Here is a 15318-nt window from a genome sequence, read left to right as displayed (position 1 = left end):
CTCTCCAACATGCGCCTGCGCTTCCGACCACATCACGTCGCCGGCCTTGAACTCACGCGTCAGCACCTTGCCGTCCGGCAGTGTCAGCCGTCGCTTGAACGGGCTGACCGCATAGAGCACAAAGGCCGGATGATCGTGCTGATGCGTCTTTTCGCCCGGCTTGTCGGTGTATTCGAGCACGCGGACGCGGTCGTTTTCGAATCTGACCTTGTATTTGTCGTTATCGGTCATCGCAGGATCGGCAGCGTGGGCGGCTGAACCCAGCAGCAACACGGACATCGCGAGACATCGAAGCATTTGAGCCTCCTTACGGTTGGCGACCGACAGTGGTCGCGCCAAACACGCCCCGCAATGTATTGGCGGCGGATCGCAGAAAGGAGCCGCAAGATTGCGCCATCTCGCGGCAATATTGCATAATTCCGCCCGTGCCGGAGTTGCAGCGAAGCTGGCGGCTGCCGACGCATCCTGACCTGCCTCACACGCCACGGATTGCGGCGTTCTTCAATTTCATCAATGAGCAGCGTGAGGCGCTGCGGCCGCTTCTGAACGGGTCATAGCTTGGGCTATTTCCCTGCCGCGTAATGCGCGAGCGCGGCGAGGTCATCGTCGCGCAGTCCGAAAATCGAAGCCGTCATCGCGGTGTCGGCGCCGGTACGCTGGTCGGTGAGATACTGCTTCATAGCATAGATCATGTAATCGATCCGCTGCTTGGCAAGTCGCGGCATCTGCTGCTGGCCTGCGAGCGACGGCAGGTGACAGGACTCGCAGCGGCGCTGCGCCGAGATTTTCGCGCCGCGCTCGGCCAGTGCGGGATCGATCGTCTCCCCGCTCGGCTTCGGCGTCAGCTTCTCGTAATGCTCGGCCAGCGCCTGGATATCGGCGTCCTTCAGGTCCTTCACGAACGGCGCCATGGCCTCGACCTTGCGCACGCCCTCGCGCATCAGGATGAGCGCGTTGAGCGTGAAGAAGGCCGGCTGCCCGGCGAGCGAAGGGATGTTCTCGAGCTTCGAGTTGCCGTCCTCGCCATGGCAGGTACCGCATTGCTCGATGCGTTCGGGCAGGGTCAGGGTCTGCGCGAACGCGCCGCCCGAAGAAGAAAGGACGGCCGCCAGCATCAGCGACCGTCCGATTTTCAAACAAGGCTGCATTCCGTCCCTACTACTTCTTCTTCGCAGGAGCCGCCTGTGCCGCCGTCTTCGCATCATAGGAGATGCGATAGGTCGCGCCGTTCTGCTCGTCGGAGACGAGCATCGAGCCATCCTTCATCTGCAACAGATAGACTGGCCGGCCGAAAAATTCGTTCTTCTTTTCATCCAGCAAACCGGTCATGAACGGCTCGATCTTCGCCTTGCCGTCCGGCGTCGTTCGCGCGAGCACGACGTCGTAACCGAACTTCTGCGCCTTGTTCCATGAGCCGCGCCGCGCGATGAAGCCGACATTCTGGTAGGTCTTCGGGAACATCTCGCCGGTGTAGAACAGAATGCCGAGGCCAGCCGAATGCGGGCCGGTGAGCGCCGCCGGCATCACAACGCCCGCGCAGGCATTCGGCTTCTTGATGTCCGGGTCGGGAATGCCGTTGGCATGGCAATAGGGGAAGCCGTAATTCGCGCCCTCCTGCCCCTTTGCCACGCGATTCAGTTCGTCCTCCGGTCCGGCGTCGCCCGCCCAGTCGCGGCCATTGTCGGTGAACCACAATTCCTTGGTCACCGGATGCCAGTCGAAGCCGACCGTGTTGCGTACGCCGCGCGCCACGATCTCCATGCCGCTGCCATCAGGATTGTAACGGCGGATCTGGCCATGAATGCCGGGATTGATTTCGCAGATGTTACAATTCGCGCCGACCTGAATGTAGAGCTTACCGTCCGGCCCGAACGCCGCGTATTTCCAGTTGTGATGGATTTCCGGCGGCAGATTGAACTTGTCGGTGAGATCAACGCCCTCGCCCGGATTGTCGAGCTTGTTCTCGATATCGTCGAAGCGCAGCACCTTGTTGATCGCGAGGACGTAGAGCGCGCCGTCCTTGATCGCGAGACCGTTCGGCTGTGTCAGTCCCTGCAGCAGGGTGCGCACTTCGCGCTTTCCGTCCTTTTCGGTGATCGCATAAACGCGGCCGAGCAGGCGCGTGCCCATAAAGATGGTGCCCTTCGGTCCCTGCACCATCGTGCGTCCGCCGGGATGGCCGCTGCTGTAAACCTCCGCCTTGAAGCCGGCTGGCAGTTTCAGCTTGTCGAGCGGCAGCTTGTCGACCGGTGTGACGATCGGCGGCGTTGCATGCGGCTTGAGATTGGCATCCTGCTTGCTCGCGGCCGGATCGGATTTGTCGAGCGCGCTCAAGCCGGGAGGAGCCTGCGACAATGCAGGCGCAATCGAGAGTACGAAGGCGCCGGCGATGCTGCCGGCCAGAAGCGCAGTACGAGACAAGCCCTTCATCCAAACCTCCCTCTAAAATGGCCGTCATGCGCGGCCTTGCTGCCAGTCTCTTCCAATTCCCACCCCGCTGGCAATCAGGGTGCGACAACCGGCGTCCGAAAACGACGGTACTCGAATGCATCAGTTTGAATTGCTGCGATGCGTTCGACCTCATCATGCAATGGCGAAAGGTGACAGACCGGGTCGGCCGCACGCGCGTCGCCCGTCAACTGAAAGGCCTGGCAGCGGCAGCCGCCGAAGTCCTCACGCTGCTTCGGGCAGGATCGACACGGCTCGGCCATCCAGTCGGTGCCGCGGAAGGCATTGAAGGCCGGCGAATGCCGCCAGATGTCCGCCAGCGAATACTCGGTTACGGACCAGAATGTGAGCCCCGGGATCGCTTCAGCGGCGTGGCATGGCAAGACCTTGCCCGACGGCGTGACATTGAGCGAACGGCGGCCCCAGCCGCCCATGCAGGGCTTGGGATAGCGGGCATAATAATCGGGCAACGCGGAATCGATCACGATGCGGCCATGATGCTGCTTGCGCAGCGCGTCCGTTGTTTCCATCGCCCGCTCTGCCTGTTCGCGCGACGGCATCAGCGCGCCGCGGTTCTTCAGCGCCCAGCCGTAATACTGCACATGCGCGATCTCGACCCGGTGCGCGCCGAGCGACAGGGCAAGCGCCACCATCTCCTCGATCCGGTCGATATTCGCGCGATGCACCACGATGTTCACCGTCAGCGGCAGTCCGAGCCGCACCACCTCCGCAGCCATCTCGCGCTTGCGGGCGAAGGCGCCGTCGTAGCCGGCGATGCGATCGGCCGATTGCGGCTCCGCGTCCTGGATCGATACCTGCACGTGGTCGAGCCCGTTGTCCGCGAGTTCGCGCAGGCGCGTGCCGGTCAATCCGACCCCGGACGTAATGAGGTTGCTGTAGAGGCCGGCTTCATGCGCCGAACCGACGATGTCTGCGAGATCGCGGCGCGAGGCTGGCTCGCCGCCCGACAGATGCACCTGCAGAATGCCGAGCCCGGCGGCCTCGCGAAACACCCGCGCCCAGCTGGCGGTGTCGAGTTCATCCTTCGGCGCATCGAGCGCGAGCGGGTTCGAACAATAGGGACAGCCGAGCGGACAACGATGCGTGAGTTCGGCGAGCAGACCGAGCGGTGCGTGAATTGCTGCATCCACGCTCGCCATCGCTACAGCTCCAGCAGCCGCTTGTCGGCAAGTGAGCGGAGAAGGTTGCCGACGTCCGTCTCGATGCGCTCGCGCGGCGCTTTGAAGTTCGCTGCGAGATCGTCGACGATCGCAGCGAAGGTCGCCTCTCCTGTGCAGCGCTTGAGGATTTCGACCGCGACCGCGTCGGCCTTGAAGATGCGCTCGGGCGCCAGCAGCACCCAGCCGCCCTGCGCCTCGTTGTGCGTCAGCCGCACACCGCGCGGCAGCCGAGGCTTTGCGTCGGACGGAATTGCGGCCTGTGGCGCGGCACCCGTCATTGCGCCCCCTCCGGTACGAACGCGCCGGGCGGGATATGCCCCGGCGCGACGTAGGCGTGATGCAGCGCATCCAGCATCGCCCACAGCACGCTGCATTTGAATTCCAGCGCCGCAAGCACGGCGGCCTGTGCATCAGGCGTCCTCGCGTGGCGCTTCACGTAATCCAGCGCGAAATCGGAATCCTTCGCGGCCTGCGGCGGCCGCTTTTCGAAATAAGCGAGCGTCTCGCGCGTGATGAAATCGTAATGCGCCAGCATGCCGTCCATCCGCTCCGAAATGATCACCGGCGAAAACAGTTCGGTCAGAGACGACGCAATCGCTTCCAGCAGCGTCTTCTCCCGCACGAAGCGGACATAGGCGTCGACCGCGAAACGTGTGCCGGGAAGCAAACCCCGCAGCGAGGTTACATAGTCCCGATCGAGGCCGAGCCCGTCGGTGAGTTTCAGCCAGTGCGCGATGCCGCCGTCGCCGTCGCGTTCGCCATCATGATCGACAAGGCGCGAGCGCCATTCGCGCCGGATCGCAGGATCGTCGCAGCGCGCGATCAACGATGCATCCTTGATCGGGATCATCGCCTGGTAATAATACCGGTTCAGCGCCCAGGCCTGCACCTGCGCCTTCGTGCATTGCCCTGAATGCAGCATGTGATGAAATGGATGCAGGCGATGATAGCGCCGCGCGCCGATATCGCGCAGCGCCGCTTCCAGATCGTCCGGCTGCATGAGCTTCACAGCACGATCTCCATCCCGTCATGGGCGATTTCGAAGCCCGCCTTCTCCACGCGTTGTCGCGCCGAGGAGCCCGCGATCAGAACAGGATTAGTGTTGTTGATGTGGATGAAAATGCGCCGCGCCGTCAGGTCCGACAGCGCCGCAAGCGAACCGTCCGGCCCATCGATCGGCATATGCCCCATCCGCATCCCGGTCTTTTCGCCGACGCGCAGCGCGATCATCTCGTCATCCGTGAACAGCGTACCGTCGAACAGAATGACGTCGGCGCCCCGCATGCGCTCGCGCATTGCGTCCGTCACGCCCGCCGCGCCCGGAATGTAGAGGAGGCGCGCATCCCTTGCGGTCAATTCGACGCCGACATTCACCGCGCTCTCCCCGATCTCCGGGTTCTCGCCTTCAAGATAGAGCGGCATCTTGCCCGGCACGGTGAAGATTTCCATCGACAACCCGGGCAACGCCGAGACGGTTTCACCCACTGAAAGCGCGCGGCGCCGGACGCTGTCGGGATGCAGCGCGCCGAACATCGGATTGTCGGCGAGTGCCGCCAGCGTCGCCGGCGTGCCATAGACCGCGACATCCTGCCGCTCGCGCAGGGTCAGCAGGCCGGCGGTCTGGTCGATCTCGGCGCCCGTCAGCAGCACCGCCTTGATCGGAGAATGTCGCGAGCCGGATTTCGGATGCAGCGCCTTCGTGGCCAGGATCTGCGAGCGCAGATCGGGCGAAGCGTTGCAGAGCAGCCAGTTTTCACCGTCGGCGGATACCGCGATCCCGGCCTGCCCACGCGGGACGACGCGCGGATCGCCGGCCCAGGCCAGCGCGCAGACCGGACAATTGCAGTTCCATTGCGGAAAGCCGCCGCCTGCGCCCGCTCCGAGCACCAGCGCCGTCAGGCGGGCCATCTGGTCCGCCTTTTGATCCAGATCAGGGAAGTCCTCAGAACTCCGGCGGCAAATAGCCGTTGATCTCGAGGCCGATGCAGATTTCGACGAGGGTCGGGGTGGTCCAGGCCATGTCCACAGTCCTTTCCAGCACTCGGGAGGCTATTATAGCGTCGATTTCCGGGAAAAGTCACCGCCGTACCCCCGCGGCATTTGGCCAATTCCGGCTTGACGGTACGCTCCGCCCGGCGCTTAGAGTTTGTCCACGATAAAGATCACCACCGGCGCGCCGGATGGCGGCCCTACGATTTCGGGAGAACGCATATGACCTACGTTACCGAGGAGAACCTCACCGATCTTGCGGTCGAGCGCTGGAGCAATATCCCGGATCCGCGGCTGCGCCAGATCATGACCTCGCTGGTCAAGCACCTGCACGGCTTCATCCGCGATGTGGAGCCGACCCAGCAGGAATGGTTCGCCGCGATCGACTGGCTCACCCGGGTCGGCCAGATCTGCGATGCCAAGCGCCAGGAATTCATCCTCGCCTCAGACGTGCTCGGCGTCTCGATGCTGGTGGACTCGATCAACAACCGCGCGCCCGGCGCCGCCACCCCCTCCACGGTCGAAGGGCCGTTCCATATCGCCAACTCCCCCGAAATCGAGGACGGCGGCAACATGGCCGCTGGCGCGCCCGGCATCCCGACTTTCTGCGTCGGCCGGATCACCGATCTCGACGGCAAGCCGATCGCGGGCGCGATCCTCGACATGTGGCAGACCGACGGTGAAGGCCTGTACGAAGCGCAGATCCCCGGCGCCGAGGGTTATATGCGCGGCATCTTCCACTCCAATCCGGACGGCACCTATACTGTCCGCACGGTGGCACCGATCGGCTACACCATCCCGATGGACGGCCCCATCGGCGAGCTGATGAACAAGACCAAGATCAGCCACATGCGTCCGGCGCACATCCACTTCCACATCGCGGCGCCGGGCTACAGGAGCCTGACCACGCATCTGTTCCAGAAGGGCTGCGAGTATATCGACACCGACGTGGTGTTCGGTGTGAAGGAGCCGCTGATCGTCGAGTTCGTGAAGAAGCCGGCCGGCAGCAAGGCGCCGAACGGCGAGATCATGAACGAGCCGTTCTACGAAGTGAAATACGACTTCAAGCTCGCCAAGGCTGCGGCCGCGCAGAAGGCGGCGTAATAGTCCGACATTCCGGGGCGCGGCCGCAGGGCGCGAACCCGGAAATCCACTCCCACGGTTCTGACTCCGGATTCCGGGCTCACGCGCTCCGCACGTGAGCCCGGAACCACAAGAAGACCTCGAAATCGTTTGGTCACGCCGCTCGCGGCTTTTCCGCCGACGCTCCCATGACGCGAGCGCGCAAGCGGTTTCCAGCGTTACCCAGCCGGTCCATGTAGAGATACAGCACCGGCGTAATGAACAGCGTCAGGAACTGCGAGACCACCAGGCCGCCGACCACGGCGATACCGAGCGGCTGACGCAGCTCCGAACTCGGACCGTGACCGATCGCGATCGGCAGCGCGCCGAGGATCGCAGCGAATGTCGTCATCATGATCGGCCGAAACCGCAGGATCGCGGCGCGATAGATCGCGTCCTGCGGCGGCATGTGCTGCACGCGCTGCAAGTCGAGCGCGACGTCAATCATCATGATCGCATTCTTCTTCACGATGCCGATCAGCATCAGCAGGCCGATCATCGCGATCACGCTGAGATCCAATCCGAACAGAACGAGCGCGCCCAGCGCGCCAACCACCGCAGAGGGCAATCCGGTGAGAATGGTCAGTGGATGGATGTAGCTCTCGTAGAGCATCCCGAGAACCATGTAGATCGTCAGCACCGCCGCCACGAGCAGGATGCCCTGGTTCGCGAGCGATTGCTGGAAGGTCTGCGCCGTACCCGAGAATGTCGTGCTGATCGAACTCGGCACGCCGAGCCGCTGCTTGAGCACCTCGATCTGATCGACCGCGTTGCCGAGAGCGACGCCCGGTGGCAAGTTGAACGAAATGGTAACAGCCGGAAGCTGGCCGAGCTGGTTCACGGCAAGATCGCCCGCGGTTCGCTCAATCGCCGCAATCGAGCTCAACGGTACCAGCTGGCCGGACGGCGTGCGGATGCGGATGTTGCCGAGATCGTCGGAATTCCATTTGATGCGCGGGTCGAACTCCATCAGCACGCTGAAGGTGTCGCCGCTGCCATAGATGGTCGAGACCTGTCGGGAGCCGAACCCCGAATAGAGCGTCGAGCGGATCTGGTCGGCATTGATGCCGAGTGAAGCCGCCTTGTCCTTGTCGACACGCAGCGTGACCTGGATCGCGCCGTCCTGCAGGTCGTTGTTGACGTCCGTGAAATGCGGATCGGCGGCCATCGCAGTCGTCATCTTGCGCGCCCAGTCGCGCATCTCGTCCTTGCGCACGCTCTGCATGACGAACTGGTAGTCGCTGCGGGAGGTGCGCCCGCCGATGCGCAGGTTCTGGACCGGCGACATCACGACATTGATGCCAGGGAAATACATCTCTCGCCGGAAGGTACGCAGCAGTTCGGGCATGGCGGGCCGCTCGGATCGCGGCTTCAACTCAACGAACAGCCGGCCATTATTGAGGCTCGACGATGAGCCGCCCCCGCCGATGATCGAGGCGACATTCTGCACATAAGGCGAGCGCCGAAACGCGTCCTCGACCTGCTGCTGCAGGGACACCATGGCTTCGAACGAAATATCCGGTCGCGCCTCGGTGGACACCGACAATTGCCCGATATCTTCCTGAGGGAAAAATCCCTTCGGGGTCGCGTAGAGGAAATAGACGGTGCCGAGCAGGGTCGCAAAGAAAACGCCGAGCATGAACGGCTGGTGCCGCAGGCTCCACTGCACGCCGCGATCATAGGCGTTGGTCATCGCAACGAGACCCCGTTCGAGTCCCGCGCGCCAGCCCGTCTCGGGCGGAATATTGCCATCCTTGTCGCGGTGCGGCGGCTGCAGAAGTTTTGCGCACAGCATCGGCGTGAGTGTCAGCGACACGAAGGCCGAGATAGCGAGAGCCACTGTCACCACGATCGCAAATTCGTGGAAGATGCGGCCGACCACGCCGCCCATCATCAACACGGGGATGAAGACCGCGACCAGCGATACGGTGATCGAAACGATCGTGAATCCGATCTCGCGCGAGCCCTTGATCGCCGCATCGAAGGCAGACAGCCCGTTCTCTTCCATGTGACGATAGATATTCTCGAACATCACGATCGCGTCGTCCACGACGAGACCGACGGCCAGTGTCAGTCCGAGCAGCGAAATGTTGTTGATGCTGAACCCGAACAGATACATCGCCCCGAGCGTGCCGATGAGGGAGATCGGCACCGCCAGAGCCGGGATCAGGGTCGCCGTCAGCCGTCGCAGGAACAGAAAGATCACCATGATGACCAGCGCGATCACCAGCACCAGCGTGAACTGCACATCGGCGACCGCCTCGCGGATCGAGATCGAGCGATCGTTCAGCACCTCGATCGACGAGGCGCGCGGCAGATCGTCGATGAAGCCCGGCAGCATCGCCTTCACCTTGTCGACGACATCGACAGTATTGGCCTCGGGCTGGCGCTGCACGGCGAGAATGATCGCGGGCGTGCCGTTGAACCAGCTCGCCTGCTGATTGTTCTCGATCGAATCCGACACGACCGCGACATGGCCGAGGCGGACCGGGCGGCCGCCGCGGGTCGTGACGATGATCTGGCGAAATTGCCGCGCGTTTTCGAGTTCGGTTTCAGCCTGGATGGTGAGTTGCTGCTGCGCGTTGCGCAGCGTGCCGACCGGCGTGTTGGCATTGGCCGCAGCGACTGCCGTCTGCACCTCGTTGACGCCGATGCCGCGCGCAGCCAGCGCATTCGGATCGACCTGGATGCGGACGGCAAATTTCTGGCTGCCGTAAACCAGCACCTGCGCGACGCCGTCGACGGTGGACAAGGCCGGCGAAATCACCTGCTGCGCGAATGCATCGAGCTCCGGCAGCGGCGTGGTATCGCTGCGGATCGCGAGCAGCAGGACCGGTGCATCCGCCGGGTTGACCTTGCGGTAACTGGGCAGCTCGGTCATCTCCGGCGGCAGGCGCCGCTGGGTGCGCGCGATGGCCGACTGCACGTCGGCCGCAGCCGCGTCGATGTCGCGATCAAGATTGAACTGGATCACGATCGAGGTCGACCCTTGCGTCGAGGTCGCGCTGATCGTGTCGATGCCGCTGATAGTGGTGAACTGCTTGATCAGCGGCGTCGCGACGGAATTGGCCATCGTGTCCGGCGAGGCGCCGGACAGTGTCGCGGACACGTTGATGGTCGGGAAATCCGTACGCGGCAGGGCGGCGACCGGAAGATAGACATAGGCGAACAGGCCGGTCGCAATCACCGCGATCGACATCAGCGTCGTGGTGACCGGATGGCGGATGCAAAATTCGGAGATATTCATCGCGCCGCGTCCTGTTGCGCGGCGGGCGCCGCGGTTTGAGGTGCAGGCGACGGCTTTCCGGTTTGCTGCGAGACATCGCGCACGCGTGCGCCATCGGCGAGGCGAAGCTGCCCCTCTACCACCACGCGTTCGCCGGCCTTGAGCCCTTCGCTGATGGCGGTGCGGTCATTGACGATGCCGCCGGTTTCGACCACCCGCAATTGCGCCGTGCCATCCGGTTTGACGACAAAGACGAACGGCCCCTTCTGGCTGGTCTGGAGCGCCACGGTCGGAATACTGATCGTATCCGGGCGCGTATCGAGATCGACCTCGACGTCGACATACATGCCCGGCCACAGGCTGACGTCCTGATTCTCGAAAGTCGCCTTCGCCATGATGGTGCCGGTCGCGGCATCGACCGAGGAATCGACGAAGTCGAGCTGCCCCGTCGCGAGCGGCGCCGTGCCGCCCGGCGCATATACACGGACCACCGGGGGCTCCTTTCGCCGCGCGGCCGCACGCAATGCGGCAAGATCGCGTTCCGGCAAGGTGAACGAGACACGGATCGGCCGGATCTGCGTAATGGTCACGAGGCCCTGCGCATCGGATGATGACACGAGGTTGCCCGGCGTGACCCGCACCGTGCCGATGCGGCCGGTGATCGGTGCGGTGATTTTCGTATAGCCGAGCCGGACGCGATCGAGATCGAGTTGCGCCTTGTCGGCAGCGATCTGCGCTTCGGCGGCTTTTGCATCGGCGCTTTTCTCGTCCCGCGATTGCTGTGTGGCGACATTGCGCGACAGCAGTTCCTCGGTGCGCTTCAGATCGGCATTGGCGCGGTCGCGCGCCGCTTCGTCCTTCGCAAGCTGCGCCTCGTTGCGCGCGATGGCCGCCAGCAATTCGCGGTCGTCCAGAGTGAACAGCAGATCGCCCTTGCGGACAAACTGTCCATCATTGACGTGCTTCTCCAGCATCTGGCTGTCGATCCGCGAGCGAACCACGACAACGGCGGGCGACTCGAGGAGACCGATGCTGCGGCGGCGAACGGGAAAGCTGCCCTGCTCTGCCGCAACCGTGACGACCGGAACGGCGGGCGCCGTCCGGGTTCCCTGTGCGGACCCGGACCCCGACTGCGCAGGCGGATTGCTCAATCCAAGGCGATATCCGAACGCGCGGTAGCCGTAATACCCGGCCGCAATGAACGCGATCAGTGCAAGAAAAAGCACGGTCTGTCGCCGCATCTGGTCGCCGCCTCCGTGGTCGCAAGGCTCGTGCCGCCGCCCGGCATGGCGCGGTCAACACAACGTCGGCAACGACCAGACGTTCCGCAAGCGGCGGAAATCGGACGGAGAATGCAAATAGCGGCTGCGGCGCATTAAATTGCTGTCATGTTCGGCCGAACAGGACAGCAATCCGCAACGAACGTGACCGGTGCGGCTAGCCCCAGATCGCCTTCGTTGCTGCAACCTCAAGCTCCAGCTTCCTGCGCTCGTCCGCTTCGGTGACCGGATTGCCCGCAACGGTGGAGGCAAAGCCGCACTGGGGCGAGATCGCCAGCCGATCGAGGTCGATGAACTGCGTCGCCTCCTCGGTCCGGCGCTTGAGATCGTCCAGCGACTCCAGCATCGGCGTCTTGCTGGAAATGAGCCCAAGCACCACGCCCTTGCCCTTCACGAAACGCAGCGGACGGAAATCGCCGGCGCGCTGCGTGTCGTATTCCAGCAGGAAGTGATTGACGTTGGCGCCAGAGAAGAAGCGCTCCGCGACCGATTCATATCCGCCCGCGCCGAGATAATGGCCCTTGAAATTGCCGCGGCACATGTGAATGCCGAACACCACATCGGCCGGCGCACCCTTCACCGACTCGTTGATGCTGTCGATATAGAGATCGACCAGTTCGTCCGGCTTCATGCCTTCGGCTTCGACCTGCTGGCGGATATTCGGATCGCATAAAAGCGCGATCGCGACTTCGTCGAGCTGGATGTATTTGCATCCGGCCTTCGCCAGATCGGCGATCTCCTCACGGAAGATGCGGTTGAGATCGTCGAAGAAGGTCTTCACGTCGGCATAGGCCGATTTCGCCGCGTAATCCGTGGCGCGATAGAAGTGCATCGTCGAAGGCGCCGGCAGCGTGATCTTCGGCGTGGCCGACGTGATCCCCTTCAGGAATTCGAATTCGTCGAGCGCGAGCGGCTTGTTGCGCTTCAGCTTGCCGTCGGCATAGGGCGCGGTGAAATCGACCTGATGGCCCTGGTCGTCGCGGAACTTGAACACCGCCGACTTGATCGAGAAACCGTCGATCCGCTCGACGAACCGCCCCCAATAGGAGCCGCGGCGGAATTCGCCATCGGTCACGACCCTGAGCCCGACATCTTCCTGCATCTTCACGACGCTGCGGATGCACTCATCCTGAATACCGGCAAAGGCCGCGTCGTCGATCCGCTTGCCCATGTGATCGCGGAACGCCTGGCGCAACACCGGCGGTCGCAACAGGCTGCCGACATGGTCGGCACGAAACGGAGGGCGGCCTTGCGGCAGGCTGGTCATTGGCGCATGCTCCCAATCAGGACGCGTTTTTCTATAGGTCTATAGATGCAATCTAAATCGGCATCTCGCGGCAAGGCAAGTCCTGCTCCGCCGCGGCGCGCCAAGCGCACCGTCAAGAACCGGTCGGCGCCATCGCCTGGATCAAGCGCAAGGAAGCGCTCCACCCATCGGCGTCTCGACGAGATCATGCAGGCGGCGGCGAAGGTGTTCGCCGAGCGCGGATTTCACGGCGCCACCACGCAGGATATCGCCGATGTTCTCGGAATCCGACAGGCTAGCCTGTATTACTACTTTCCCTCGAAAGAGGTCGCGCTGGAGGTGGTCTGCGCGCGCAGCGCCGAAGGCTTCCTGAAGACCGCGCAAGCCATCGCTGCCGGCCCCGGAACGCCCACGGAAAGGCTGTCAGCATTGATCCGATCGCATATTTCGCCGATCCTGGAACGCAGCGACTACATCAAGGTGTTCCTGACGCAACGGCATTTCCTGCCGAATCCGAGCCGGCAGCGCGTCGCGCAGGTGTCGCGCGGAATCGAAGCGATTTTCGAGAGCACGCTGCGCGAGGGCATCGCCTCCGGCGATTTTCGCAGCGACCTCGATCCGCGCCTGTCCATGCTCGCGATCCTGGGCGCCGCGAATGGCGTCCCGAGCTGGTACCAGAAGGAAGGAGTCTCGCTGGAAAAAATTTCGGCCAATCTGATCGGGCTGATTCTCAACGGCATCGCCAATAATCAGAAACCGGTCGGCAGACGTGCCCGGCGGTGATTTTTTGATTGACCTATAGAATTCCCGGCGTTGAAATAAACACCGGAACAAGAGCCGGCTCACCGGCCAGGTCCACTCGGGAGGAAGGCTGCGATGTTGACGCCATTCGGCGGCACCGTGCGCTCATCATGGGTCATGGCCTAGTCACCATGACGCAAGGCGCACCGCAATCTCCGCAATTTGCGATCCTGCGCAGCAAGACCGCACCCGGCCTGATCGCCGAGCACGCGCGGAACAAGCCGCGCGGTGTCGCGTATCGCGCCAAGACACTCGGCCTTTATCGCGAGAGGACATGGCGCGATTATGCGGCAGCCGTCGGCCGTTGCGCGCGCGCGCTGCAGACACTCGGCCTCGAGCGGGGCGATCGCGTCGCCATCATGGGCGATGCCTGCGAGCAGTGGGTGATCTGCGACATGGCGGCGCAAGCCTCGGGCGCCATCGTCTATGGCGTCTACCCGACCGCCTCAGTCTCCGAAGTCGAGTTCCTGATGAAAGACGGCGGCGCGAAAATTTTCATCGCCGAGGATCAGGAATATGTCGACAAGATCCTGCAGATCGCCGACCGGCTGCCGGACCTGACATGGATTGTCGTGATCGACGATTCCGCGATGTTCGACTACAGCCACCCGAAGCTGATCTCGCTGTCGGAGATCGAAAGCCGCGTGGCGGGCGATGACGATACGAACATCGCCGCGCTCGAGCCAATGACGGCGGCCCTGAAGCCGGAAGATCCCGCCTTCATCGTCTACACCTCGGGCACCACCGGCAATCCGAAAGGCGCGCTGATCTCGCACGGCAAGCATCTCGCCGGCACCTACACCATCGTCGATCACTATCCGACGCTGCGCGACAAGGATCACCGCACCGTCGTGTTCCTGCCGCTTTGCCACATCTTCGGCCGCGACGTCGCGATCACCCTGCCGCTGATTTCGCGTCTCGTCCCTCATTACGGCGAGAGTGTCGACGACCTGATGCAGTCGATGTTCGAGGTCGCCCCCACTGCGCTGTTCACGGTGCCGCGCTACATGCAGAAATTCGCCTCGCAGGTACTGGTCGGGTTGAGCACGACGTCGGCAGCGAAGCGCGCGGTCTATGATGCGGCCATGAAGCTCGGTCGCTCGGCCGCACGCCGGCGCTGGGCGGGGAATGCGGGCGCAGCAAGCAATGCGATGACAGCACTCGCGCGCACGATCGCGTTCGGCCGCGTCCTGAACAAGCTCGGCCTCGACAAGCTCGAACTTGCGATTTCAGGCGCAGCACCCCTGCCGCAGGAAACCGCAGCGCTCTGGCAGATCTGGGGCGTCAACCTCGTGGAAGCCTATGGCCAGACCGAAACCGGCGGCGCCTTCATCAGCGGACAGTCGCAGGTCTTCGCGAGGCCCGGCAATGTCGGGAAGGTCGTCACCGGCTGGCAGGTTCGGCTGGATGACGACGGCCAGATTCTCGTGAAAGGCCCGGACCAGTTCGAAGGCTACTGGAATCAGCCGGACGCGACACGGCAGATCGTCGACAGCGATCAATGGCTGCACACGGGCGATGTCGGCGAATGGCAGAATGGCCATCTGCGGCTGATCGATCGCGCACGCGACTTCCTGGTCACCGCCGGCGGCAAGACAATCTCGCCGTCGGGTATCGAAAGCACGTTGCGCGCGAGCCCCTATATCGGTGAAGCGATCGTGTTCGGCCACGGCCGCAAATATCTCACGGCGCTGATCGAGATCGACTTCGATTCGGTTGCCGATTGGGCCCGCGCCAACAACGTGAGCTATACCGGCTTCACATCGCTGGTTCAGAGTACGGCGGTGCAGGGTCTGATCAAGTCGGAGATCGATAAGGCGAATGTCGAGTTCGCGCGCGTCGAGCAGATCAAGGCGTTCCGCATCCTGCCGAAAGAACTCGATCCCGAACAGGACGGCGAGCCGGTGACGCCGACGCGCAAGGTGAAGCGCAACCTGATGTACGATCGCTTCAAGGATCTGGTCGAAGGCATGTACGACGACACGGAGGAGCGGATGCTCGCTGCAGGTGCGGGCGATGCGCTGC

General features: G+C 63.3%; 12 protein-coding genes and 1 pseudogene. 3 read left to right on the top strand and 10 right to left on the bottom strand.

The features are described from left to right. From VNZ93_RS19665 to pqqA, 7 genes and pseudogenes are all read right to left on the bottom strand, one after another. On the bottom strand, positions 1 to 297 hold a 297-nt coding region (locus tag VNZ93_RS19665; RefSeq protein WP_325709111.1), incomplete at its 3' end, for a hypothetical protein. Between the two features lie 266 nt (positions 298 to 563). Then, positions 564 to 1115 carry a c-type cytochrome gene (locus tag VNZ93_RS19660; RefSeq protein WP_325709108.1) on the bottom strand — a complete coding sequence of 184 codons (552 nt, stop codon included), beginning with the start codon at positions 1113 to 1115 and terminating at the stop codon, positions 564 to 566. Positions 1116 to 1158: 43 nt separating this feature from the next. Next, positions 1159 to 2430 carry a PQQ-dependent sugar dehydrogenase gene (locus VNZ93_RS19655; RefSeq protein ID WP_325709105.1) on the bottom strand — a complete coding sequence of 424 codons (1272 nt, stop codon included), beginning with the start codon at positions 2428 to 2430 and terminating at the stop codon, positions 1159 to 1161. Between the two features lie 74 nt (positions 2431 to 2504). Then, a complete protein-coding gene (gene pqqE, locus VNZ93_RS19650; RefSeq protein ID WP_325709103.1) occupies positions 2505 to 3608 on the bottom strand; it encodes a pyrroloquinoline quinone biosynthesis protein PqqE in 1104 nt (367 codons plus the stop codon). Positions 3609 to 3610: 2 nt separating this feature from the next. Then, positions 3611 to 4629 (bottom strand): annotated as a pseudogene (gene pqqC, locus VNZ93_RS19645) (pyrroloquinoline-quinone synthase PqqC). 5 nt (positions 4630 to 4634) lie between these two features. Beyond that, positions 4635 to 5528 (bottom strand): pyrroloquinoline quinone biosynthesis protein PqqB, encoded by an 894-nt coding sequence (pqqB, locus tag VNZ93_RS19640; protein ID WP_325709114.1) that lies wholly within the window; start codon positions 5526 to 5528, stop codon positions 4635 to 4637. Positions 5529 to 5571: 43 nt separating this feature from the next. After that, positions 5572 to 5670, bottom strand: a complete 99-nt coding sequence (gene pqqA / locus VNZ93_RS19635) for a pyrroloquinoline quinone precursor peptide PqqA (protein WP_325709100.1) — start codon at positions 5668 to 5670, stop codon at positions 5572 to 5574. Between the two features lie 170 nt (positions 5671 to 5840). Here pqqA and VNZ93_RS19630 point away from each other — a divergent pair, with 170 nt between their 5' ends. Beyond that, positions 5841 to 6722, top strand: a complete 882-nt coding sequence (locus VNZ93_RS19630) for a dioxygenase (protein WP_325709097.1) — start codon at positions 5841 to 5843, stop codon at positions 6720 to 6722. Positions 6723 to 6855: 133 nt separating this feature from the next. On the opposite strand, the gene VNZ93_RS19625 is transcribed toward VNZ93_RS19630, so the two are convergent. The 3 genes from VNZ93_RS19625 to VNZ93_RS19615 form a co-directional block, all read right to left on the bottom strand. After that, positions 6856 to 9987 (bottom strand): efflux RND transporter permease subunit, encoded by a 3132-nt coding sequence (locus VNZ93_RS19625; protein WP_325709094.1) that lies wholly within the window; start codon positions 9985 to 9987, stop codon positions 6856 to 6858. After that, complete coding sequence (locus VNZ93_RS19620; RefSeq protein ID WP_325709091.1) at positions 9984 to 11207, bottom strand: efflux RND transporter periplasmic adaptor subunit; 1224 nt, start codon at positions 11205 to 11207, stop codon at positions 9984 to 9986. The genes VNZ93_RS19625 and VNZ93_RS19620 overlap by 4 nt, the downstream gene beginning before the upstream one ends. 196 nt (positions 11208 to 11403) lie before the next feature. After that, the gene (locus VNZ93_RS19615; RefSeq protein ID WP_325709088.1) at positions 11404 to 12513 is read right to left on the bottom strand and encodes a 5-methyltetrahydropteroyltriglutamate--homocysteine S-methyltransferase; all 1110 of its coding nucleotides are present in this window, start codon (positions 12511 to 12513) and stop codon (positions 11404 to 11406) included. Between the two features lie 186 nt (positions 12514 to 12699). Here VNZ93_RS19615 and VNZ93_RS19610 point away from each other — a divergent pair, with 186 nt between their 5' ends. Both VNZ93_RS19610 and VNZ93_RS19605 read left to right on the top strand, forming a co-directional pair. Beyond that, entirely contained in the window at positions 12700 to 13275 is a 576-nt protein-coding gene (locus tag VNZ93_RS19610) for a TetR/AcrR family transcriptional regulator (RefSeq protein WP_325709085.1), read from the top strand. 128 nt (positions 13276 to 13403) lie between these two features. Then, positions 13404 to 15318: AMP-dependent synthetase/ligase (locus VNZ93_RS19605; RefSeq protein WP_325709082.1), on the top strand; the 1915-nt coding region annotated here is incomplete at its 3' end.

Origin of the sequence: Pseudorhodoplanes sp. (genome assembly GCF_035565795.1) — a bacterium.
Classification (GTDB): domain Bacteria; phylum Pseudomonadota; class Alphaproteobacteria; order Rhizobiales; family Xanthobacteraceae; genus Pseudorhodoplanes.
This window is presented reverse-complemented; position numbering and strand designations above follow the sequence as displayed.